This is a genomic window from Phaeobacter sp. PT47_59, assembly GCF_028890025.1.
Taxonomy (GTDB): domain Bacteria; phylum Pseudomonadota; class Alphaproteobacteria; order Rhodobacterales; family Rhodobacteraceae; genus Phycobacter.
This window is the reverse complement of the sequence record NZ_JARCJL010000006.1, coordinates 60944-84013: the sequence shown is the minus strand read 5'-3', so window position 1 is coordinate 84013 and position 23070 is coordinate 60944. Positions and strand designations below refer to the sequence as shown.

Annotated in this window: 20 protein-coding genes; 10 read left to right on the top strand and 10 right to left on the bottom strand. The window is 62.6% G+C overall.

Annotated features, from left to right (window positions below; all coding sequences use genetic code 11):
* The first annotated feature begins 159 nt into the window (after window positions 1-159).
* The 4 genes from PXK01_RS07435 to PXK01_RS07420 all read left to right on the top strand — a co-directional run bounded on the left by PXK01_RS07435 (window position 160) and on the right by PXK01_RS07420 (window position 5309).
* Window positions 160-1860, top strand: coding sequence for a peptide ABC transporter substrate-binding protein (locus PXK01_RS07435; RefSeq protein ID WP_274859496.1), 1701 nt, complete (start codon window positions 160-162; stop codon window positions 1858-1860).
* Window positions 1861-2012: 152 nt separating this feature from the next.
* Window positions 2013-3020 carry an ABC transporter permease gene (locus PXK01_RS07430; RefSeq protein ID WP_274848162.1) on the top strand — a complete coding sequence of 336 codons (1008 nt, stop codon included), beginning with the start codon at window positions 2013-2015 and terminating at the stop codon, window positions 3018-3020.
* On the top strand, window positions 3013-4005 hold the full coding sequence (locus tag PXK01_RS07425) for an ABC transporter permease (RefSeq protein WP_274859495.1): 993 nt from the start codon (window positions 3013-3015) through the stop codon (window positions 4003-4005). Before PXK01_RS07430 ends, PXK01_RS07425 begins: the two co-directional genes overlap by 8 nt.
* 230 nt (window positions 4006-4235) lie before the next feature.
* Complete coding sequence (locus tag PXK01_RS07420; RefSeq protein WP_274848160.1) at window positions 4236-5309, top strand: YeeE/YedE family protein; 1074 nt, start codon at window positions 4236-4238, stop codon at window positions 5307-5309.
* On the opposite strand, the gene PXK01_RS07415 is transcribed toward PXK01_RS07420, so the two are convergent.
* The 5 genes from PXK01_RS07415 to PXK01_RS07395 form a co-directional block, all read right to left on the bottom strand.
* Entirely contained in the window at window positions 5245-6525 is a 1281-nt protein-coding gene (locus tag PXK01_RS07415; RefSeq protein ID WP_274848159.1) for a DUF3422 family protein, read from the bottom strand. The two genes, PXK01_RS07420 and PXK01_RS07415, sit on opposite strands and share 65 nt — an antisense overlap.
* 176 nt (window positions 6526-6701) lie before the next feature.
* Entirely contained in the window at window positions 6702-8135 is a 1434-nt protein-coding gene (locus PXK01_RS07410) for an NAD(P)(+) transhydrogenase (Re/Si-specific) subunit beta (RefSeq protein ID WP_274848158.1), read from the bottom strand.
* A gap of 13 nt (window positions 8136-8148) precedes the next feature.
* Entirely contained in the window at window positions 8149-9723 is a 1575-nt protein-coding gene (locus tag PXK01_RS07405; protein WP_274848157.1) for a Re/Si-specific NAD(P)(+) transhydrogenase subunit alpha, read from the bottom strand.
* Between the two features lie 139 nt (window positions 9724-9862).
* Window positions 9863-10312, bottom strand: coding sequence for a methyltransferase family protein (locus tag PXK01_RS07400; RefSeq protein WP_274848156.1), 450 nt, complete (start codon window positions 10310-10312; stop codon window positions 9863-9865).
* A 224-nt stretch (window positions 10313-10536) separates the two neighbouring features.
* Complete coding sequence (locus PXK01_RS07395) at window positions 10537-11490, bottom strand: MBL fold metallo-hydrolase (protein WP_274859493.1); 954 nt, start codon at window positions 11488-11490, stop codon at window positions 10537-10539.
* Window positions 11491-11662: 172 nt separating this feature from the next.
* Between PXK01_RS07395 and PXK01_RS07390 the strand changes: the two genes are divergently transcribed.
* The 3 genes from PXK01_RS07390 (at window position 11663) to kynA (ending at window position 14799) form a co-directional block, all read left to right on the top strand.
* Window positions 11663-12433 (top strand): SDR family NAD(P)-dependent oxidoreductase, encoded by a 771-nt coding sequence (locus PXK01_RS07390; protein WP_274859492.1) that lies wholly within the window; start codon window positions 11663-11665, stop codon window positions 12431-12433.
* Between the two features lie 176 nt (window positions 12434-12609).
* Window positions 12610-13803, top strand: coding sequence for a kynureninase (gene kynU, locus PXK01_RS07385; RefSeq protein WP_274859491.1), 1194 nt, complete (start codon window positions 12610-12612; stop codon window positions 13801-13803).
* A gap of 162 nt (window positions 13804-13965) precedes the next feature.
* Entirely contained in the window at window positions 13966-14799 is an 834-nt protein-coding gene (gene kynA / locus PXK01_RS07380; RefSeq protein ID WP_274859581.1) for a tryptophan 2,3-dioxygenase, read from the top strand.
* 188 nt (window positions 14800-14987) lie between these two features.
* On the opposite strand, the gene PXK01_RS07375 is transcribed toward kynA, so the two are convergent.
* Window positions 14988-15560 (bottom strand): TetR/AcrR family transcriptional regulator, encoded by a 573-nt coding sequence (locus tag PXK01_RS07375; protein ID WP_274859490.1) that lies wholly within the window; start codon window positions 15558-15560, stop codon window positions 14988-14990.
* A gap of 95 nt (window positions 15561-15655) precedes the next feature.
* Between PXK01_RS07375 and PXK01_RS07370 the strand changes: the two genes are divergently transcribed.
* The 3 genes from PXK01_RS07370 (at window position 15656) to PXK01_RS07360 (ending at window position 18988) form a co-directional block, all read left to right on the top strand.
* Window positions 15656-16120, top strand: coding sequence for a (2Fe-2S)-binding protein (locus PXK01_RS07370; protein WP_274859489.1), 465 nt, complete (start codon window positions 15656-15658; stop codon window positions 16118-16120).
* A gap of 3 nt (window positions 16121-16123) precedes the next feature.
* On the top strand, window positions 16124-18364 hold the full coding sequence (locus PXK01_RS07365; protein ID WP_274859487.1) for a xanthine dehydrogenase family protein molybdopterin-binding subunit: 2241 nt from the start codon (window positions 16124-16126) through the stop codon (window positions 18362-18364).
* Window positions 18365-18571: 207 nt separating this feature from the next.
* On the top strand, window positions 18572-18988 hold the full coding sequence (locus tag PXK01_RS07360; RefSeq protein ID WP_274859486.1) for a GFA family protein: 417 nt from the start codon (window positions 18572-18574) through the stop codon (window positions 18986-18988).
* 154 nt (window positions 18989-19142) lie between these two features.
* Here the strand turns inward: PXK01_RS07360 and PXK01_RS07355 are convergent, their stop codons facing one another.
* From PXK01_RS07355 to PXK01_RS07340, 4 genes are all read right to left on the bottom strand, one after another.
* Complete coding sequence (locus tag PXK01_RS07355) at window positions 19143-19922, bottom strand: gamma-glutamyl-gamma-aminobutyrate hydrolase family protein (protein WP_274859485.1); 780 nt, start codon at window positions 19920-19922, stop codon at window positions 19143-19145.
* 234 nt (window positions 19923-20156) lie between these two features.
* Window positions 20157-20582 (bottom strand): GlcG/HbpS family heme-binding protein, encoded by a 426-nt coding sequence (locus tag PXK01_RS07350; protein ID WP_274859484.1) that lies wholly within the window; start codon window positions 20580-20582, stop codon window positions 20157-20159.
* An 85-nt stretch (window positions 20583-20667) separates the two neighbouring features.
* Entirely contained in the window at window positions 20668-22800 is a 2133-nt protein-coding gene (locus PXK01_RS07345; RefSeq protein ID WP_274859483.1) for a malate synthase G, read from the bottom strand.
* A 109-nt stretch (window positions 22801-22909) separates the two neighbouring features.
* A complete protein-coding gene (locus tag PXK01_RS07340; RefSeq protein ID WP_446728425.1) occupies window positions 22910-23065 on the bottom strand; it encodes a DUF2256 domain-containing protein in 156 nt (51 codons plus the stop codon).
* Window positions 23066-23070: the final 5 nt, after the last annotated feature.

Here is a 23070-nt window from a genome sequence, read left to right as displayed (position 1 = left end):
CTTGCAGCCCGATATGGTGCTATAATTATCAAGCACTTATCTCCCTCTTGGTGGTGCGACAAACCATCCGCAACCCTGCGGCAACAGGCTGGGTAGACAATGCCCGGCCGCAATAAACACGAAGAGCACTGTTTCTGTGTTCGACAAGGAGAGTGTGAAATGAAGATCAAAACCCTTTTGATGGGGGCCATTGCATCGGCAGCGCTTGCTCCGGCAGCTTTTGCTGAGCGCGGCGCCGACGGCCAGGTGAGCATCATCTACTGGCAGGCCCCATCGATTCTGAACCCGTTCCTGTCCGGCGGCACCAAGGACGTCGAGGCCTCCTCGCTGGTCATCGAACCCCTGGCACGCTACGACCCCAATGGTCAGATGGTGCCCTTCCTGGCCGAAGATATCCCGACCGTTGCCAATGGCGGCGTCAGCGAAGACCTGACCTCCATCACCTGGAAGATCAAATCCGGTCTGACCTGGTCCGATGGCAGCCCCTTCACCTCCAAGGACGTGAAGTTCACCTATGATTACTGCACTCACCCCGAAGGTGGCTGTGCGCAGGTGACCAAATTCGAAGGCGTAACTTCGGTTGAAACCCCGGACGATCTGACCGTCAAGGTCACCTTCGGCGGCCCGACCCCCTTCCCCTATGGTCCCTTCGTGGGCGGTGAAAGCCCGATCATCCAGGCCGCTCAATTTGCCGACTGCCTGGGTGCCAAGGCGCCCGAGTGCACCGAGGCCAACTTCAACCCGATCGGCACCGGCCCCTTCGTGGTCGACGAGTTCAAGCCGAACGACGTGATCACCTTCTCGGCCAACCCGAACTACCGTGACCCGGCCAAGCCCGCCTTCGGCAAGGTCCTGTTCAAAGGTGGCGGTGACGCAACCGCAGCCGGCCGTGCCGTGATGGAAACCGGTGAATTCGACTACGCCTGGAACCTGCAGCTGGCGCCCGACGTCATCGCGCAGATGGAAGCAGGCGGCAAAGGCAAGGCGATCGCAGGCTTCGGCCCGCTGGTCGAGCGCCTGATGCTGAACAACACCAACCCCGATCCGGCGCTTGGCCCGGACGAGCGTTCGGTTGTGCGCCCGCACCCCTTCCTGAGCGATCCGGCTGTCTACAAAGCCATGTCCATGGCCATCGACCGCCCGCTGCTGGTCGAAATCGGCTACGGCAAGGCTGGTAAAGTGACCTGTAACTGGGTTCCCGCACCTGCCGTTTATGCTGCCGACATCGCAGGCTGTGACGTGCAGGACATCGCCGGCGCCAACAAGATGCTGGATGATGCAGGCTACAAGGACACCAACGGTGACGGCGTGCGCGAGACCCCGGACGGCAAGCCGATGAAGATCCTGTACCAGACCTCGACCAACGCCGTGCGTCAGGACTTCCAGGCCCTGATCAAGCAGTGGTGGAGCGAGATCGGTATCGAAACCGAACTGCGCAACATCAACGCATCGGTCTTCTTCGGTGGTGACCCGGGCTCCCCGGATACCTTCCAGAAGTTCTATGCCGACGTTGAAATGTACGCCAACACCTTCAACGGCACCGACCCGCAGTCCTACTTCGGCAACGGCCTGTGCGACAAGGCACCGAGCCCGGCGTCCCAGTGGCAGGGTGAGAACATCTCCCGCTTCTGCGATGAAGAGTTCGACGCGCTGCACGCAGAGCTGACCAAGACCGCCGACGCCGCCAAGCGCGCCGAGATCGGTCAGCAGCTGAACGCGATGATCGTGGAAAAAGGCGGCATGATCCCGCTGGTTCACCGCGGTCGTCTGTCCGGTCAGGCCCTGTCCCTTGGTGGTCACGTCCTGAACGTCTGGGACAGCGAACTGTGGGATGCAGCCGACTGGCACCGCATCAAGTAAGCGGCTCTAGGCCCCTCGAGGCCCCGGTTCAACACCGGGGCCTCTTGCCATTTCCGTCCCGTTCCGCTTTAGGGCGCCGGACGAATTTGGAGCATAGGCGGACAACCGTCGCTCCATCCTGACACAAACGAACATCCAAAGGCGCCTCCCTGATGCTGACCTTTACAATCAGGCGACTGATCCTATCAGTCCCGACGTTGCTATTTATCAGCCTGGTGATCTTCATGCTGCTGGAACTCGCCCCTGGCGATCCGATGGCACAGGTCCCGCTGACCGTCCCCCCCGAAGTGAAAGAAAAGATGCGCGAGGCCCTGGGCCTTGGCCAACCGGCCCATATCCGGTTCTGGAAATGGCTGGTGCAGTTCTTCTGGATCGAACCGCAGGTTCTGATCGACCACTACTTCGGCACAACCTTCTCCGCAGGCGATCTGCGCGTGATCTCCTGGCAGACCCGTTCGCCGGTGATGGACATCGTGATCCAGCGTATGCCGCAGACCCTGTGGGTCGTGGGCACCGCCTATGTGGTTGCAATCCTGATCGCCCTGCCGATCGGCATCTACTCCGCCTATCGCCAGTACAGCTGGTTCGACCAGATGGGGACCTTCGTGTCCATGGTCGGCTTCTCGGTGCCGCCGTTCTTCTCGGGCGTGCTGGTCATCGTGATCTTCTCGGTGCAGTTGGGCTGGTTCCCCTCGATCTATGACACCACCCTGGTGGTCGACAGCTGGGACAGCTTTGTCAAACAGCTGCAACAGATGATCATGCCGGTAATGGTGCTGGCGCTGCAGATCACCGCGCAGCTGAGCCGCTTCATGCGCGCCTCGATGCTGGACAACCTCAATCAGGACTACGTGCGCACCGCCCGCGCCAAGGGTCTGAGCGAATATGTGGTTGTCATGGTCCACGTGCTGCGCAACTCGATGATCCCGGTGGTCACCGTGATCGCGCTGGGGATCCCGTCGATCTTTGGCGGCGCCATCATCACCGAACAGGTGTTCAAGGTGAATGGCATCGGCCAGTTGCTGATCGGCGCCATCCAGGCCAACGACCTGCCGATGGTGCAGACCCTGACCTTCATCTTTGCCGTGTTGATCGTGCTGTTCAACCTGATCGCCGACGTGCTTTACGGCATTCTTGACCCGAGGATCCGCTATGACTGATGCTGCCAAAGACAAGACCCTGCAGCACTCCAGCGTTCAGCAGGAAGCCGGAAAGCCCGCCCGCAGCCAATGGCGCGACATCTGGGACCAGTTCAAGTCCCACCGCGGCGCCCTGTTCGGCGGCTGCCTGTTCCTGTTGATCTGCCTTGGCGTGATCGTTGGGCCCTATGTGTACTGGAATGACGCGCAATTCGTACCGACGGGCCGCGACTTCATCAAGCTGCGCGACATGCGGCCGATCTACCACATGCTGTGGGACCCGTCCGCCAAGATGGACTGGGCCTACCCCCTGGGCACCGACAACCTGGGCCGTGACACCCTGGCCCGCCTAATGTTCGGTGGTCGTGTGTCGCTGGCGGTTGGCATGGCCGCGATGATCCTGGCGCTCTTGCTGGGCTCCTTCGTGGGCGTGATCGCGGGCTATTTCAAGAAGCTCGACGGGCTCTTGATGCGCCTCACCGACCTGTTCCTGGCGCTGCCGCTGTTGCCGATGATCCTGGTGGCTGCGGTGCTGTTCCGCGAATCCCTGTCCAAGAGCATCGGCCCCGAAGGCGGTGTCTTCGTGCTGATCGTCTGCCTCATTGGGATCACCTCCTGGATGCACACGGCGCGGATCGTGCGCGGCGATGTGCTGGCGATCAAGGAACGCGAGTTCGTGCTGGCGGCCCGCTCCATCGGCACCAAGCCGCGCAGCATCATCTCGCGACACATCCTGCCCAACGTGCTGTCGCCCATCATGGTCTCGGCCACGCTGGGGATTGCAACCGCGATCATCACGGAATCGGCGCTGTCCTTCCTGGGCTTCGGCTTCCCGCCGGATTTCCCGACCTGGGGACGGCTGCTCAATGACGCGGTGGACCGGATGACGCTCTTCCCCGAGCGTGTGCTCTGGCCCGGTATCCTGATCTCGCTGACCGTGCTGAGCGTGAACTATCTGGGCGATGGTCTCCGCGATGCATTGGATCCCCGTATCCGGGGCCGCTGATCGGGTAACACCCGCACATATTCAAATAAGAACATAGCCACTGGCCGCCCCACATTGGGCGGCCAGTTTGTTTTCAGGCGCACCCCACGGCAAAACGGACTTCCCGATCACGACCCCATCACGGAACTTTGTTCCAGCCAACACCGCGCGCCCTGCGGCGCTTCCCCTTGCCGGAGCGGGTTTTTCTCTTCATTTCGGGAAAATGTTCCGATTTTCCGATGGAGACCATCATGTTCGAAACACTTGGTTTTGAAGAGACCACCGCCCGAGAGGCTTCTGTTCTCCTGGCCCTTGCCCTGGGCCTTGTCTTTGGTGTGCTGGCTCAGCTCACCAGCTTCTGCCTGCGCCGTACCATCACCGGCAGCGATCGCCGTCAGGCGGCGGGTGTCTGGGCCCTGGCGCTGGCGGTTGCCGTGCTTGGCACTCAAGGCGCGGTCTCGCAAGGCTGGATCAGCTTTGAAGAGCACCGCCTGCTGGCGGCTGACCTGCCCATTCTTGCGGTTGTCGCCGGGGGCCTGATGTTCGGGGCAGGCATGATCCTGACCCGCGGCTGCGTCTCCCGCCTGATGGTGCTGAGCGGCACCGGCAACCTGCGCGCACTCCTGGTGATCGGCGTCTTTGCGATCACCGCCCATGCCACGCTCAAAGGCGTTCTGGCACCGCTGCGCACCAGCCTCGGTTCGGTGACCCTGCCCCTGGGCGATGCGGTCTCGCTGGCTTCCTTGAGTGGCGGCGGGATGGTCTGGGCCGTGTTGATCAGCCTTGCAGCGCTGGTGATTGCCTTGCGCTCTGGCAACCGCCTGCCTGCGCTGATCGGCGCCGCTGTCATCGGTCTGCTGGTGCCGCTGGCCTGGGTTGGCACCGGTTTCGTGCTCTATGACGACTTCGATCCCATCGCGATGGAGAGCCTGTCCTTCACCGCACCCTCTGCCGATTCGCTGTTCTACCTGGTGGCTTCCAGCGCGGTGTCGGGCAGCTTTGGCACTGGCCTTGTGGGCGGTGTGCTGGCGGGCGCCTTGATTGCGGCCCTGGTCACCGGTCGCTTCCAGTGGCAGAGCTTTGAAAGCCCCGCCCAGACCGGACGCTACCTGCTGGGTGCGGTTCTGATGGGTGTCGGCGGGGTGCTGGCCGGAGGCTGCACCGTGGGCGCGGGCCTTGCCGGCATTCCGACCCTGGGTGTCGCTGCCATTCTGGCCTTTGCCTCGATCATCGCAGGCGGCATTGCCATGCATGCTGCCCTTAATGCAGCTTCTTCCGGATCCGCCGCACGGCAAGCCACACCAGCGCCACAACCGGCAGAGTGATCAGCGCCGTCATCATCCCCTTGCTGAGGCCCAGCGGCCCGGCAAGGGGATAAAGCGCATAAGCGGCAAGCGAGACGGCGTAGTAGCTGATCGCCACCACCGACAGCCCCTCCACCGTATGCTGCAGACGCAGCGCCGTATCGGCGCGGCGATCCATGCTGGCCAGCAGCTCCTGGTTCTGGGCGCTGCGTTCCACATCCACACGTGTCCTGAGCAGCTCCCCTGCCCTGCGCGCCCGATCGGCGAGGGTCGCCAGCCGTTTCTCCGTCGATTTCACCGTACGCATCGCAGGCTCATAGCGACGCAGCATGAATTCCGAGAAGGTCTGATAGCCTTCAAGCCGCTCCTCGCGCAGCAGTTTGATCCGCTGGTTCACAAGCGCCTCATAGGCGCCAGTTGCACCAAAGCGAAAGGCCGCGCGGGCCGCCATCGCCTCCAGCTCGGCCGAGACAGTCAGAAGATGCGACAGGGTCTGCTCTGCGGCTGCGCTGCTGCCGGTCATCTCCACCATGATTTCGCTCAGGTGGGTGTCCAGATCCCCGATGCTGGGCGACAGGCTGCGGGCGCGGGAAAACCCGAGCATCGACATGGCGCGGTAGGTTTCAATCTCGCAGAGACGCTGCACGATGCGGCCAATGCGGCGGCTGCCGGTGCCCGGGCTCACGAAGGCGGCAAACCGCATGTGCCCCGCCGGATCGATCCGGAAATCCCCGGCCACTACCGCATTGTCGTCCAGCACCCGTGACATGGCCATGCTCTCCGGCACCAGCCAGTCCTGCAACAGGGACTGGATCTCGCCCGTCTCAGGGCGGGGCAACACCCGCACCATCAGCGAGGTGATCCGCTGCCCCGGTGCCTGCTCCAGCCAGTCTGCGGGGAAGACCTCGAAATCCACCGGATCGAAGGGCCGTTCGCTGACCCCGTCGCTGTAAAGCGTGTAGCTCACGAATTCGGTGTGTTGCTCCCATTTCAGCACATGGCGGCCCAGCTTGGCCGCGTGATGGGTGGCGCCGGGTTTGGGATGGGCCGCGCCGTGGCGATCCAGAAGATCGACCAGATGGGCGATATCCAGGCTGCGGTCCCGGTGCACCGCTTCTTCGGGCTGTTTCACCGCCAGATACACCACGGTGCTGGGGCATGTCATGGTCGGGAACGGGCGGGCATGCAGCTCATTGGCAAGCTGATAGCGCAACGGGTGATCCTGGATCTGCGGCATTGCGTGGCTCCATTGGGGTGATCCGACCATAGACGAGGTCACGGAACCTGTAAAGAACTCCATTAATTCAGATACTTACGTGAATACAACGGCATACAATACGGCTGAGACAGACCCCGGATTGAAAAAGGCGCCCCCGAGGGAGCGCCTTTGCCGTGGTTTGCGCCTGACGCAGATCAGCTGATCTTGGTCAGCAGATCGTCCAGCGACTTCTTGGCGTCGCCATAGAACATGCGGGTGTTCTCTTTGTAGAACAGCGGGTTCTCGATGCCCGAGTAGCCGGTGCCCTGGCCGCGCTTGGAGACGAAGACCTGCTTGGCCTTCCAGCATTCCAGAACCGGCATGCCGGCGATGGGGCTGTTGGGGTCTTCCTGCGCCGCCGGGTTCACGATGTCGTTGGAGCCAATGACGATGGCCACATCTGTGTCCGGGAAGTCCTCGTTGATCTCGTCCATTTCCAGAACGATATCGTAAGGCACCTTGGCTTCGGCCAGCAGCACGTTCATGTGGCCCGGCAGACGACCCGCAACCGGGTGGATCGCGAAACGCACGTTCTTGCCCTTGGCGCGCAGACGGCGGGTCAGTTCGGCCACATTGGCCTGTGCCTGTGCAACCGCCATGCCGTAGCCGGGGATGATGATGATGCTGTCGGCCTCGTCCAGCGCGGTGGCAACGCCATCCGCATCGATCGCGACCTGTTCGCCCTCGACCTCCATCGCAGGACCCGTGGCGCCACCAAAGCCGCCCAGGATCACCGAGACGAAGGAGCGGTTCATCGCCTTACACATGATGTACGACAGGATCGCACCCGAGGAGCCCACAAGCGCACCCACAACGATCAGAAGGTCGTTGCCAAGGGAGAAGCCGATCGCCGCAGCCGCCCAGCCTGAGTAGCTGTTCAGCATCGAGACAACCACCGGCATGTCGGCGCCGCCGATACCCATGATCAGGTGATAGCCGATGAACAGCGCTGCAATGGTCAGGATCAACAGCGGCAGCAAGGCGCCGGAGCTGAGGTACCAGATCAGGCAGAGCACCGAGAGGCCGGCCGCCCCTGCATTGAGCAGATGACCGCCCGGCAGTTTGGTGGCAGCCGAGGTCACACGACCCGACAGCTTGCCATAGGCGATGACCGAGCCGGTGAAGGTCACGGCACCGATCCAGATACCCAGCGAGGCTTCGACGCGCAGGATATTGATCTCGACCGCGTCTTTCTTGGCCAGAAGCGCGGCAAAGCCTTCAAGCGACTTTTTCGCGGCCTCGTCCATGGCCATGACATTGCCCAGTTCGAAATGGGCGTTGTAGCCCACGAAGACCGCCGCCAGACCGACCAGCGCGTGCATGCCGGCCACAAGCTCCGGCATCTGGGTCATTTCGACCTTGCTGGCCAGCTGATAGCCGATCAGGCCACCGGCCGCGATCAGCACCAGCGACAAGATCCAGAAGCCCGAACCCGGTCCGATCAGGGTTGCAAAGACCGCGATGGCCATGCCGACAATGCCGTACCAGACCGCGCGTTTTGCGCTTTCCTGCCCCGAAAGGCCACCCAGCGAGAGGATGAAGAGCACAGCCGCGACCACATAGGCCGCCGTGGTGAATCCGTATTCCATCTACCTGTACTCCTTAGGATTTCTGGAACATGGCGAGCATGCGCCGTGTCACGAGGAAGCCGCCGAAAATATTGATCCCGGCCATGAAGACCGACAGCGCCGCCAAGACGATCACCAGGAAGGAGCCAGAGCCGATCTGCATCAGCGCGCCCAGGATGATGATCGAGGAGATCGCATTGGTCACCGCCATCAGCGGGGTGTGCAGGCTGTGCGCCACGCCCCAGATGACCTGGAAGCCAACAAAGACCGCCAGCACGAAGACGATGAAATGCTGCATGAAGCTGGCCGGTGCGACCAGGCCGACGCCCAGCAGAAGCGCGGCACCGATCACCAGCAGGGTGACCTGGCTCTTGGTCTGCGCCTTGAAGGCGGCGATTTCCTGCGCGCGCTTCTCTTCCGGGGTCAGCTCTTTCGGCGCATCGGGTTTCTTCTGCGCGGCAATGGCCTGGATCTTTGGCGGCGGCGGCGGGAAGGTGATTTCCTTCTCGAAGGTGACCGTTGCACCGCGGATCACGTCGTCTTCCATGTTGTGCACGATCTGACCGTCCTTTTCCGGGGTCAGGTCGGTCATCATGTGACGGATGTTGGTGGCATAAAGGGTCGAGGACTGCGCCGCCATCCGGCTGGGGAAGTCGGTGTAGCCGATGATGGTGACCCCGTTGTCGGTCACGACCTTCTCGTCCATCACGGTGCCTTCGACGTTGCCGCCCTTTTCGGCCGCAAGGTCGACGATCACCGAGCCCGGCTTCATCGCCGCAACCATGTCCTCAAGCCACAGCTTGGGCGCTTCGCGGTTCGGGATCAGCGCGGTGGTGATGACGATGTCCACTTCCGGCGCCAGTTCACGGAACTTCGCCAGCTGGGCTTCGCGGAACTCAGGGCTGGAAACAGAAGCGTAACCGCCGGTCGCCGCACCGTCCTGCTGTTCTTCCTCGAAGTCGAGGTAGACGAACTCGGCGCCCATGGATTCGACCTGCTCGGCCACTTCGGGACGTACGTCGAAGGCGTAGGTCACGGCGCCAAGGCTGGTGGAGGCACCAATGGCGGCCAGACCGGCAACGCCCGCGCCCACGACCAGAACCTTCGCCGGGGGCACCTTGCCCGCAGCGGTGATCTGACCGGTGAAGAAGCGGCCAAAGTTGTTGCCCGCCTCGATCACGGCACGGTAGCCCGCAATGTTCGCCATCGAGGACAGCGCGTCCATCTTCTGCGCGCGGCTGATGCGCGGCACCATTTCCATGGCGATGACATTGGCGCCCTTGGAGCGGGCCAGTTCCAGCCCCTCTTCGTTGGCACCGGGATTGAAGAAGGAGATCAGCGTCTTGCCCGCTGTCATCCGCTTCAACTCTGCCTCGGTCGGAATGCGGACCTTGGCGACGATGTCGCAGGCCTTCCACAGAGCCGCAGCGGTCTTGATGATCTCGACGCCTGCCTCTTCATAGGCGGCATCGCTGAAACCGGCCAATTGACCCGCGCCAGTCTCGATCGCGCAGTCATAGCCCAGCTTTTGCAGCTGCCTGGCCGAATCCGGCGTCATCGCGACGCGCGCTTCGCCCTTCATTACTTCTTTTGGTGTACCTATCTTCACCTTGTCGGTCCCCCTCGTCTTGCCCGTGCCAGCAAAGCACCGGGTACGGATCGCAAATATTTTGATTATATTGCGCAACATTTTTGCGCAAGCGTTTCGCCGCGTCGCCGCATCACTTTGCCGCGCCGCCGCATGATTGTCACACCCAGCGGCGCACCTTTCCTTCGTAGCGTGCCCAGTCCTGTCGGAAGGTCCGGCGCATCCGGTTTTCCTCCGGTTCGATGAATCGTCGTTCCAGGATCCAGACGAAGATCGGGATCAGCGGCAAGGACAACACTGCGTCAAACCGGAGGATCAGCCCCGCCAGGACCAGAACATCGCCCAGGTAGATCGGATTGCGGCTGCGGCTGAAGATCCCCGATTGTACCAGGCGGCTGGGCGTCTGATGCGGAATGATCGTGGTGCGCTGGCGCCGCATTTCGACCACCGCCAGCAACATCAACAGGATGCCGCCGCCAACCAGCAGCCCGCCCAGGAAATCCGCCCAGGGCCCGCCAAAGGTCAGCCCATAGGACAGATGGCTCGCCTGGAGCCAGGCCAGGACAAGACAGGCAACAAGCCAGACGGGGGGCAGATCAATCCAACGCATCAGGCGCGTACCCTCGCGAGTTCCAGAATTGAGTACAAGGTCATCCAGCGCAAAGTCCCCTTATCCGGCCACGGGGTCCAGCCCCCCATGCAGGCACGCCTGAAGAAAAGGACAGAATGTCCCGAATGGCCCCGAAACGGCGAATCCGTTCCGGGATGCGGCACGATCCTGCACGAATCTACGGATTCTTCTACGTATACTTTGGCATGCCATCCCTGCGGGTCCTATTCCCACTCCATTTCCTCAAAGACACGGCCCGCATTCTTGGTCGCCAGTTCTTCGAAGGTGTCCAGCCCCTTCCAACGCTCCTGATCCACGTAATAGGCGCCCGCCAAGTCACCGCCCTCCTCGATATGGGCGCCGATCTTTTCACGCAGATCGCTGAGGTAGTCGTAGGTGTAACGCCGAACCTGGGCGAGATTGGTGGGATGGCCATGGCCCGGAATCACATAGGTCGGGTTCAAGGGCTCCATCTTTTCCTCCCAGGTTTCCAGCCAGCAAGAGGTGCAGATGCCTTCGAAGATCGGCAGCATCCGTTCATGAAAGGCGATATCGCCGGCGATCAGCAGGTTCCACTGCGGCAGCCAGACCTGGGTGTCGCCCGGATCATGGGCCGGTCCCATGTGCATCACCTCGAACTCGACCCCGCCGAGGGTCAGGCTGTAGCTGTCCTCGAATGTCAGGTTCGGGGTCACGACTCGGGTGCCTTCCGCCTTGTCGCGATTATAGCGCTGCATGCCCTGCAGGATGAAATCGGCCTCTTCCGTGAAGGCCTCGATCGCGTCCACATGGGCAAGGATATCAACCCCCTGGTCCACCCAGTAGGAATTGCCGAGCATGGCATGGCCCTGGCCGTTCTCATTGATCACCAGCACCACCGGCTGATCGGTGACGGCCTTGATCTCATCATGCAAGGCAGCCGCCAGCCGCGCCGAAGCCCCGCCATTGACCACCACGACACCCTCGTCCGTGACCACAAAGGACAGGTTGTTGTTGTGGCCCGAGTTTTCATAGGTCGGCGGCGCGGTGGCCCCGATCGCCGAAAACACATGCGGGATCACTTCGACCGGCTTGGAATAAAGCTCGGACTGCGGGTATTGGTCGGCGATGTCTTCGCTGGCAAATGCGGCGCCCGCAGCAAAGGTGGCGGCCAGCAGGCTGGTGAACAATGGCTTCATGGTGTCCTCCCGAAAAAGCTGCGCAATAATTCACACCTTTGAATATGATTGTAAATGGGCAGCCGGAAAAAGCTGCGTCAAACACCATCTGACGCCCGATGTGACGGAACGGCCTTCTTGCCCTGCCCCGGCCGGTCGGTAGGCTGGCGGCAAATCAGGGAGGAAACGAGACATGACATCGCAAAGTTCTGAAACGCTGAAAGGTAAACACGCGCTGGTCACCGGCGGCGGCACCGGCATTGGCCTGGCCATCGCCCGCGCCCTGGCCGCGCAGGGCGCCGAAGTGACCATCACCGGGCGCCGCCAGGAGGTTCTGGAAGAGGTCGCCACCAAGGGGTTGCACCCGATGGCCATGGATGTGCGCGATGAGGATGACATCGTGACCAAGATCCAGGCCGCCGTCGATGCCCGCGGCCCGATACAGATCTGCGTCGCCAATGCCGGCATTGCCGAAGGCAAGTCGCTGCACAAGACCACGCTCGACTTCTGGCGCAACATGATGGCCACCAATCTGGACGGCGCCTTCCTGACAATCCGCGAAAGCCTGAAATCCATGCGCACCACCGATTGGGGCCGGGTGATCACCGTCTCCTCTATCGCGGGGCTGCGCGGTCTCAAGGGCGGCGCCTGCTATTCGGCCAGCAAACACGGGATGATCGGCCTGACCCGCGCGCTGAGCGAGGATTACATGGGCACGCCCTTCACCTTCAACGCGATCTGCCCCGGCTATGTGGACACGCCGATCGTGGAGCGCAACATCACCTCGATCTCGGAGCGCGCCGGCGTCAGCGAGGACGAGGCGTTGAAGATGATGACCCATGCCAACCGCCACCAGCGCCTGATCGAACCCGATGAGGTCTCGGCTGCCACCCTGTGGCTGGTGGGCCCCGGATCCCAATCGATCAATGGCCAGACCATCCAGATTGCCGGCGGACAGATCTGAACCGTCCCACTTTGGTTTCCAGCGAACGCCGCCAGGATCTGGCGGCGTTTTCGTTTCCATGCCGCGCGCGCCCCGAAACAAGTCTGGACAGGATTTTGAATATTGGATACAAAATGCGAAATCTACGAAACCGGATGATCCGCGACATCCATCCTGCTCCCGCTCATGAGGCTCCGATGACCGATTTTGCCGCCACCAAGGCCCTGTTCGACCTGCCCGAAGGGGTGATCTATCTCGATGGTAACTCGCTGGGCCCGCTGCCCAAATCCGCCACGGCGCGCGTATCGACCATGATGACCGAGGAATGGGGCAAGATGCTGATCACCGGCTGGAACAAGGCCGGATGGATGCAGAAATCCACCGCTGTCGGCAATCGCATCGCGCGGCTGATCGGTGCTGAAGCGGACCATGTGATCATGGGCGACACCCTGTCGATCAAGGTCTATCAGGCGGTCGCCTCGGCGCTGGAGATGAACAAGGGCCGCAAGGTGGTGCTGTCGGACAATGGCAACTTCCCCTCGGACCTGTACATCGTGCAAGGGCTGCTGAAATCCCTTGGCGAAGACTATGAGCTGCGCGTCGTGGACCCCGAGGCGGTGGAAGACAATATCACCGAGGAGATCGCGGTGCTGATGCTGACCGAGGTGGATTACCGCACCGGACGCAAGCACGACATGAAGGCGCTCACCGCCAAGGCCCATGACATGGGCGCACTCACGGTCTGGGATCTGGCCCATTCGGCCGGCGCCCTGCCGGTGGATCTGGCAGGCTGCAAGGCGGATTTCGCCGTGGGCTGCACCTACAAGTATCTCAACAGCGGCCCCGGCGGCCCGGCCTTCATCTATGTCGCGCCGCGTCACGCCGAAGTCGCCCGCCCCGCCCTGTCCGGCTGGCTGGGGCACGAGGCGCCCTTTGCCTTTGATCTGGATTATCGCCCTGGTCGCGGGATCGAGCGGATGCGTGTCGGCACCCCGCCGGTGATCCAGCTCACGTCGCTCGAAGCCTCGATGGACATCTGGGACGGGGTCGACATGCAAGCCCTGCGCACCAAGTCCATCGCACTGTGTGATCTCTTCATTTCGGAGGTCGAAGCCGCCTGCCCGGCGCTGGAACTGGCCTCGCCCCGCGATGGCAGCCAGCGCGGCAGCCAGGTCTCCTTCCGCTTCCACGAAGGCTATGCCGCGATGCAGGCGCTGATCGCGCGCGGCGTGATCGGCGATTTCCGCGCCCCCGACATCATGCGCTTTGGCTTCACGCCGCTGTTCATCGACGAAGACGACGTGCGCGGCGCGGTCGCCATCCTGAAAGACGTGATGGACAATGCCCTTTGGGACCGCCCCGAATACAAGCAGCGCGCCGCTGTCACCTGAGATGTGCCATCACGCCCGTCATATCCCCCTGTGCAGCCCCGCGGGCTGGGTGGCGCTGTGGCGCCGCCTGGCACAATGCGGCTGTCTAAACCGGAGGACGCTTTCCCTTCCCTGATATATGATACCCCTAGGAACAGGAAAGATCCGATGACCAAATGCCCCATCTCCACCCCCTTTGACCCGGCCGAGGACGGCGCCGAAATGTCCTTTGACGGGCGTATGTCCTATGGCGACTACCTGAAGCTCGACAGCATCCTGAACGCGCAGAAGCCGCTGAGCGATGCCCATGACGAGATGCTCTTCATCATCCAGCACCAGACCAGCGAATTGTGGATGCGCCTGGCCGTGCACGAACTCAATGCCGCGCGCGATTGCCTCTTGGCGGGCGACTCCCGCCCCGCCTTCAAGATGCTGGCCCGCGTGGCGCGGATCTTCGAGCAGCTCAACTCCGCCTGGGACGTGCTGCGCACGATGACCCCGTCCGATTACACGCACTTCCGGGACTCGCTGGGGCAAAGCTCGGGCTTTCAGTCACATCAGTACCGGCTGATCGAATTCATCCTGGGCAACCGGAACAAGGCCATGATGCGCCCCCACGCCCATGATCCGGCGGTTACCGCACAGTTGGAGGCGGAACTGACGCAGCCTTCGCTCTATGATGTGGCCCTGCGCCTGCTGGCCAACGTGGTGCCGCTGCCGGATGAGGTGATCAGCCGCGATGTGTCTGAGCCCTATCAGCCCCGCGATGCGGTGATGGATGCCTGGACCAAGGTCTACCAAGCGCCAGAAACCCATTGGGAACTTTATGAACTGGCTGAAAAGCTGGTGGATTTCGAGGATTACTTCCGTCGCTGGCGCTTCAACCACGTCACCACCGTGGAACGAGTGATCGGCTTTAAGCGCGGCACCGGCGGCACCGGCGGCGTCAGCTATCTCAAACGGATGCTCGATGTGGAGCTGTTCCCGGAACTTTGGCACCTGCGTACCGAACTATAATAACAGCGTCGCACCGGAGGCCCTCCCGCCCGGCCTCTGGGGTCTTGCGACCCCATCGCCTCGTTGGGCCCGGCGCCGCGCCTTTGGCGCGGCGCCGGGCCCAAGGCTGCAAGCAGGCTCTGCTACAGGCAGGGCAGGCTTCAGGCGCGGGAGCCTCCCCGCCAACCTGGCCCATCCCTGAAAGACAATCACGTCCCCTGCAACGCCCGCGCCATCAATGCGGCCAATTGCAATACCCGCTGGCGATAACCCGCATAATCCGCCGAGGTATGCTTGATACCCTTGAGTGCGGAGCAAAAGACCTGCGCGACCTCCTCGGCCGGTCCCACGGTCGCGGGCAACTCTCTTTGCGCCAGCCAAGCCGCATAGAGGCCCGCCAGAGCCGCCTCACCAGCCTGGATCGCCTCCGGCGCCACGCTCATGCTGGCCTCGAACAGCTCCAACCCATGGGCCGAAGACATCATCGCCTCCATCGTCGGGCCACCGTGGGCCTCAAAGGCAAGCGACAGGCGCTCTGCCAGGGTGCCGCGCTGGTCCAGCGCCGCCTGCACGTCGTGCAGCGCCTGGGTGTAATAGGCCTCTACCAGGGCGGTGAAAATCGCTTCCTTGTTGCGAAAGTGCAGATAGACCGCCGGGCGGGACATTCCCGCGCCGCGCGCTATGTCATCCATCGAGGTCTTGCGAAACCCATAGGCCGAAAAGGCCTGCCAGGCAGAGTGCAGAATGGTCTCAGCTTTGGGATCGGGCGACAATTGGTTCATGCCAATGGCTACTGACATTGCTGCGGAAATTTGTCAATTGACATCCTGACACATTGCGGACATTTTGTCAGAAACCGGATACGGAGGTCAGCCCCATGCCAACCACGCTGAGAATCAACGGAACCGACCATGAGCTCGACCTGCCGCAGGATGTGCCCCTCCTGTGGGTTCTGCGGGACGAGATCGGTCTCACCGGCACCAAGTTCGGCTGCGGCGTTGCCGCCTGTGGCGCCTGCACCGTGCATATCGATGGCGAGGCGGTGCGCTCTTGCCAGGTTGCGCTTGGCGATGTCTGGGGCGAAATCACCACCATCGAAGGCGTCGGCACTCCCGATGCCATGGCGGCGATCCAGCAGGCCTGGGTCGACCACCAGGTAGCGCAATGCGGCTATTGCCAGTCCGGCCAGATCATGCAGGCCGCCAGTCTCCTGAAGGACAACCCCTCCCCCAGCGACAGCGAGATCGACGAGGCCATGCAGGGCAACCTCTGCCGCTGCGGCACCTACCCGCGCATGCGTGCTGCCATCAATGCCGCCGCCAAGATGATGCAGGAGGCTTGAACCATGGCCAGCATCAAGAAAATCGCCCGCCGCAGCTTCCTGATCGGCTCTGCCGCCATCCTGGGCGGGGTGGCCTTTGGCACCTACAAATACCACCAGCCCGCGCCCAACCCGCTTTCCCCGAAAGAGGGACAGGCCGCGCTCAACCCCTTTGTCATGGTGGACCAATCCGGCGTGACCCTGGTGGCCCCGCGCGCCGAGATGGGTCAGGGTGTGGAAACCTCCTGGGTCGCGCTGATCGCCGAAGAACTGGATGTGCGCCCGGAGACGGTCAAGGTGATCCATGGCCCCGCCGCCAAGGCCTATTACAACAGCGCCATGATGGCCGAGGCCCTGCCCGGTCGTGGCTATAACGCCAGCAACTTCCAGCACTCGCTGGGGCAGATCGTCGGGCATATGTCGAAATTCCTCGACCTGCAGGTGACCGGTGGGTCGTCGTCCATGAAGGACGGGTTCGAGCGGATGCGGATGGCCGGGGCCACCGCGCGCGAAACCCTGAAGGAGGCCGCGGCCCAGCGCCTTGGCACCTCCCGCGCGCTGCTCAGCACCGAGGACGGCCATGTGATCGCCCCGGACGGCAGCCGGATCGCCTATACGCAGCTGGCCGAGGAGGCCGCCGGGGTTGAACCGCAAGATGCCGAGCTGCGCCCCGCCTCCCAGTGGAAATACGTCGGCAAGGACATGCCGCGGCTTGATATGGTGGCCAAGGTCACTGGTACGGCAGGTTTCGGTGTCGATGTGCGCCTTGAAGGCATGAAGTTCGCCGCCATCCGGCAAAGCCCGCATTTTGGCGCCAGCAAAACCTCCTTTGATGCCAGCGCCGCCGAAACCATGCCGGGCGTGGAAAAGGTGCTGGATCTCGGGGATGCGGTTGCCGTGGTTGCGACCAACACCTGGCTCGCGCAACAGGCGGTGGACGCAATCGACATCGCCTGGGAGCCCGCCCCCTATCCCGAAACCACCGATGCGATCTTTGCCGAGATCGAAAAGGCCTTTGACGAAAGCCCCAATTCGACCCTGCGCGACGATGGCGATGTGGACAGCCTGCCCGAGGGTGCCAAGGTGATCGAGGCCGAATACCGCCTGCCCTACCTCGCCCATGCCACCATGGAGCCGATGAATGCCACCGCGCTTTACACCGGCGATGCCTTGCAGATCTGGGCGCCCAACCAGGGGCCGACGGTGGTGCAGAAATCGGCGGCCAAGATCGCGGGCCTGCCGAAAGAGGCGGTCGAGGTGCACACAACCTATCTGGGCGGTGGCTTTGGTCGCAGGATCGAGATCGACTATGCCAATCGCGCGGTAGAGGTCGCGATGCAGATGCGCGGCACGCCCGTCCAGCTCACCTGGAGCCGCGAAGAGGACATGACCCATGACTTCTACCGCCCCGGCGCCATTGCCCGCTATCGCGCGGCGGTGAAGGACGGCAAGGCAGTGATGGTGCACGGCAAGATCGCCGCCCAATCCACCACGGTGGAGGGCGCGGGCCGCATGCTGGGCCTGCCCATGTCGGGGCCGGACAAGGGTCATGTGGATGCGGCCTTCAACCAGCCGCTGGCAATCCCGAATTTCCGCGTTGAAGGCTATCTGGTGAAGCCGATGGTGCCGGTCGGCTTCTGGCGCTCGGTCGCGGCCTCCTTCAACGGCTTCTTCTCGGACACCATCCTTGACGAGATGGCCCATATCGCAGGCCGCGACCCGCTGGAGTTCCGGCTGGAACTGGCCCGCGCCGAATGGGAGCCTTCGGCACAGGTGCTGGAAAAGGTCCGCGATATGTCCGGCTGGACCGGAAAGACGCCCGAGGGCGTGGGGCGCGGCGTCGCACTGGCCTATAGTTTCGGCACCCCCGTGGCCGAGGTGATCGAGGTGGTGGACGAAGACGGTCAGATCCGCATCAACAAGGCCTGGATCGCCGCCGACATCGGCTTGGCCGTGGATCCCCGCAACGTCGAGGCACAGCTGTTCAGCGGCCTGGCCTACGGCCTGTCAGCGGCCTGTTTCGGTGAGATCACCTTTGCGGGCGGCGCGGTGGAGCAGCAGAATTTCCCCGATTACGAGGCGATGCGCATGCATACCATGCCGACGGTCGAGGTCGCGGTACTGCAAAACCAGACCCACATGGGCGGCGCGGGCGAGCCCGGCACACCCCCGGCAGCCCCGGCACTGGCCAATGCGCTATTCGACCTCACCGGCAAACGCGCCCGCAGCCTCCCCCTGATGCATGAGTTCGACCTGCTGGTTTGAACCGGCGTGGCGAGAATATGAATAAGAAGAGCCCGCCGCTGATCCGGCGGGCTTTTTCTGCGTGCTAGCCTTGATGGTCGACAATGCGGACAAACCTGCCCTTGCTGCCAGTGCCCCAATGACCGCTCTGCCAACATAGCCTCGCAAGAACGCAGGGTTGTTGCGAAATTGGTTCTCCTACCTAAAATGAATTCGGGAGGAATGCTTATGTTGCCAGAACAATTCACCGGTGGATGCGCGTGTGGAGCAATCCGATACAGGTCCGAAGGTGTTGCCCGCTACATGGGGAATTGCCATTGCCGTGATTGCCAGCAGGCTACTGGAAGCGCTTATTTTCCAGCAGTCCTGGTTAAACAGGAGGATTTCAAGCTCGAAAAAGGGGAGCCAAAATGGTTCGAGCGCCAAGCTGATCGCGGCCATGCTATGCTTCGTGGCTTCTGCTCTGCATGTGGGTCACCCCTGTTTCTGATCAACAAGGCAAGTGAGGGAGCGATGATCCTGTTTGCGGGTAGTTTGGATGATCCGAGCTGGTACGCGCCAAGCCGTGACATCTACGTGAAGAGCGCTCAGCCTTGGGATCAAATGGACCCCAATCTCCCGAAGGCAGATGGAATGCCTGCCTGATTGTTCCAATTTAGCTGCTTTTCGGTATCGGTTGTAAGCCGACACTCGCGCATGGCGCAGCAGTATTCAAAGAGGGCTCAAAGCGGACCAACGCGATTGGGAGGCGATTTTTGTTTTTCCCTCTCACCCTCGTACCTCTAAGACGAACGCACGATTAGGCCGACTTCTGCAACGGCTTGGGGCGCGCGCCGTCCGCCCAGTCGCGCACGGCTTCGCCGAAGGCCTGGAACAGCGGGCGTGAGACGGGATCGTTGGCGGCATCCCATTCCGGGTGCCATTGCACCGCCATGGTAAAGCCAGGGGCATCCTTGACGTAAATCGCCTCGGGCGTGCCGTCCGGGGCATGGCCGTCGATGACTATGCGCGCACCGGGGTGTTTGATGCCCTGCCCATGCAGCGTGTTGGTCATCACCTCATCGGCGCCAAAGAGGCGGTGGAACACGCCGCCGGTGGTCAGCTTCACTGAGTGGCGCAGAGCGAATTTCTCTTCCAGGGTGCCATCGGGGGGCATGCGGTGGTTCATCCGGCCCGGCAGATCGCGGATCTCGGGGTAAAGGCTTCCGCCCATGGCGACATTGACCTCCTGAAAGCCGCGGCAGATGCCAAGGAAGGGCTGGCCCCGCTCGACGCAGGCCCGAACCAGCGGCAGGGCGATGGCATCGCGGGCGCGGTCAAAGGCGCCATGGGCCTCGGTCTCTTCCTCGCCATATTCGTTGGGGTGCACGTTCGGGCGCCCGCCGGTCAGCAGGAAGCCGTCAAAGGTTTCAAGCAGTTCCTCCACCGACACATATCGCGGATCCGTGGGGATGACCAAGGGCATGCAGCCCGACACATCGGCCACTGCTTCGGAGTTCATCGTGCCGCCCGCATGGGTCGGGTATTGATCGTTGATCAGATAGGAGTTGCCGATAATGCCTACTTTGGGCCGGGCCATGATCCGCTCGCGTCTTGTTGAAGTTCCGTGACCCTAGCCGCGCGCCGCGCGGCAATCAACTCGGTAGCTTGGCGCAGGCGCTTGTTCAGCCCCGCACAGGGGACAGAGCGGTCATTCTTAATGCATTCGTGCTATGCCCCGGCGCGAACCTGACACGAACCCGGCACAAAAAGACCCGCGCCACAGCCTGGCGCGGGCCTTGTTCATCCTGTTGTCGCGAAGGGTGAAGGCCGATCAGGCCTCGCCCACCAGCCCAACGGCCTCGATCCCGGCCAGCGCTGCCGCCGCGTCATTATCCGAGGTGTCGCCCGTGACGCCAACGGCGCCCAGCACGGTGCCCTTCTTGTCGCGCAGAAGAACGCCGCCCGGAACCGGTACGACCTGGCCGCCATAGACGCCATTCACGGCAGCCATGAAATAGGCCTGCTGCTCGGCCCGCGCCATCTGGGCGCTACCGGCCATGCCCAGCATCACCGCGCCATAAGCCTTGCCGTGGGCGATGGCGAAACGGCCCGGTGCGGCGCCGTCTTCGCGTTCAAAGGACTGCACATGGCCGCCCGCATCCAGCACCACCACCGACAGGGGTTTCAGCTCCAGCTCGCGGCCCTTCTCCAGGGCCTTGCGAATAATGGTACGTGCGCGTCGAAGTGAGATGGTCATCTCCGGTGTCCTTCCGTTGAAGTGTGTCTGTCGAGGTCGATCAAAGAAAAGGACCGCAGGCAGGCTGCGGTCCGTTGCTGTGGTGTTACCCGGCGGCCTTCAGTTCCAGGCGGCGGGCATGCAGCACCGGCTCGGTATAGCCGGAGGGCTGGATACGGCCCTTGAAGACCAGATCGCAGGCGGCCTGGAAGGCGATGCCGTCAAAGCCGGGCGCCATCGGGCGGTAGGCGGGATCGCCCGCGTTCTGCCCATCCACCACGGCGGCCATCTTCTGCATCGCGGCCATCACCTGCTCTTCGGAGACAACGCCATGGTGCAGCCAGTTGGCCAGCGCCTGGGAGGAGATCCGGCAGGTGGCGCGGTCTTCCATCAGGCCCACATCGTTGATGTCTGGCACCTTGGAACAGCCAACGCCCTGATCGACCCAGCGCACCACATAGCCAAGGATGCCCTGGGCGTTGTTCTCGATCTCATTGGCGATTTCGTCATCCGACAGGTTCTGCCCCTCCATCACCGGGATGGTCAGCAGGTCCGCAAGGCTGCCGCGGGCACCGCCTGCCTTGAGTTCATCCTGGCGCGCCAGCACGTCGATCTTGTGATAATGGGTCGCGTGCAGGGTCGCAGCGGTGGGCGAAGGCACCCAGGCACAGGTCGCGCCGGACTGGGGATGGCCGATCTTGGCCTCCAGCATCTCGCCCATGCGATCGGGCATGGCCCACATGCCCTTGCCGATCTGCGCGCGCCCCTTGAGGCCGCAGGCTAGGCCGATATCCACGTTGCGATCCTCGTAGGACGCAATCCAGGGGGTCGATTTCATCTCGCCCTTGCGCAGCATCGGCCCCGCTTCCATCGAGGTATGGATCTCGTCGCCGGTGCGATCCAGGAAGCCGGTGTTGATGAAGGCCACGCGGGATTTGGCGGCGCGGATACATTCCTTGAGGTTTACCGAGGTGCGGCGTTCCTCGTCCATGATGCCGATCTTGACGGTGTTGCGCGGCAGGCCCAGCGCGTCTTCGACGTGATCGAAGATGCGCACGGCAAAGGCGACCTCTTCGGGGCCGTGCATCTTGGGTTTCACCACATAGACCGACCCATGGGTGGAGTTGCCGCCCTCGGATTTGAGGTCATGCATGGCAATCAGCACCGTGATCATCGCATCAAGGAAGCCCTCACCCGCCTCGCGGCCCTCGCTGTCCAGCACCGCCGGGTTGGTCATCAGGTGACCGACGTTGCGCACCAGCAAAAGCGAGCGGCCTTTCAGGGTCGCGGCCTCACCAGCGGGCGTGGTCATGGTCACGTCATCATTCAAAACGCGGGTGAAGGTTGCGCCGCCCTTGCTGACTTCCTCGGCCAGGTCGCGCTTCATCAGACCCAGCCAGTTGGAATAGGCCTGCACCTTGTCCGCGGCATCCACGCAGGCGACCGAGTCTTCGCAGTCCATGATGGTGGAGAGGGCGGATTCCAGCGTGATGTCATTGATGCCTGCGCGGTCGTCCTTGCCGATATTGCCGCTGGCGTCGATCTCGACGATGGCATGCAACCCGTTGTTCTTGAGGAAGACACGCGACGGGGTCGAGGCGTCGCCGGCATAGCCTGCGAATTGACCTTCCTCTTTCAGCGCGGGAACCAACGCGCCGTCTGCAACCGACAGCGCATCGACATCGGCCCAGGAGCCAGAGGCCAGCGGGAAGGTCTCATCCAGGAAGGCCCGGCCCCAGGCGATCACCCGCGCGCCGCGCGCGGCGTCATAGCCACCAGCAGCAGGCAGATCGCCCATGGCATCGGTGCCATACAGCGCATCATACAGGGAGCCCCAGCGGGCGTTGGCCGCATTCAGGGCAAAACGCGCGTTGGTGATCGGCACCACCAGCTGCGGGCCGGGTGTCAGGGCGATCTCGGGGTCGACATTCACGGTCTCCACCTCGAAATCATCGCCCTCGGGCACCAGGTAGCCGATCTCCTTCAGGAAGGCGGTATAGGCTGCAGCATCATGCGGCTGACCGCGCCGCTCCAGATGCCAGGCGTCGATGCGGCTCTGGATCTCTTCGCGCGTGGCCAGCAGGGCGCGGTTCTCGTCACCCATGCCATTCACAAGGCCCGAAAGACCGGACCAGAAGGCATCTGCGCTGACCCCGGTTCCCGGCAAAGCCTTGGTTTCGATAAAGTCAGCCAGCTCGGATGCAACCTGCATCCCGTGAATGTCTTTCCTGTCAGCCATGAGCGCTTTCTCCTCCAAGGTCATCCGCGATTGTTTCCCCGATACAGGAAAAGTTTCCTATCGGCAACAAGGGTGGTAAATTTTTCTGACCAATTTGGCAGAGGCTGTTTCAAATCTTCTTTGCAGATCCCGCCTTGGCCACGCTGCGGCAACGCGCCGAGCAATAGACCACCTGCTCCCAATCCCGCGCCCACTTGCGACGCCAGGCGAAGGGCCGGGTGCAGGCGGGGCAGATCTTGCTGGGCAGCTCCGATTTCTTGCGCATGCGGG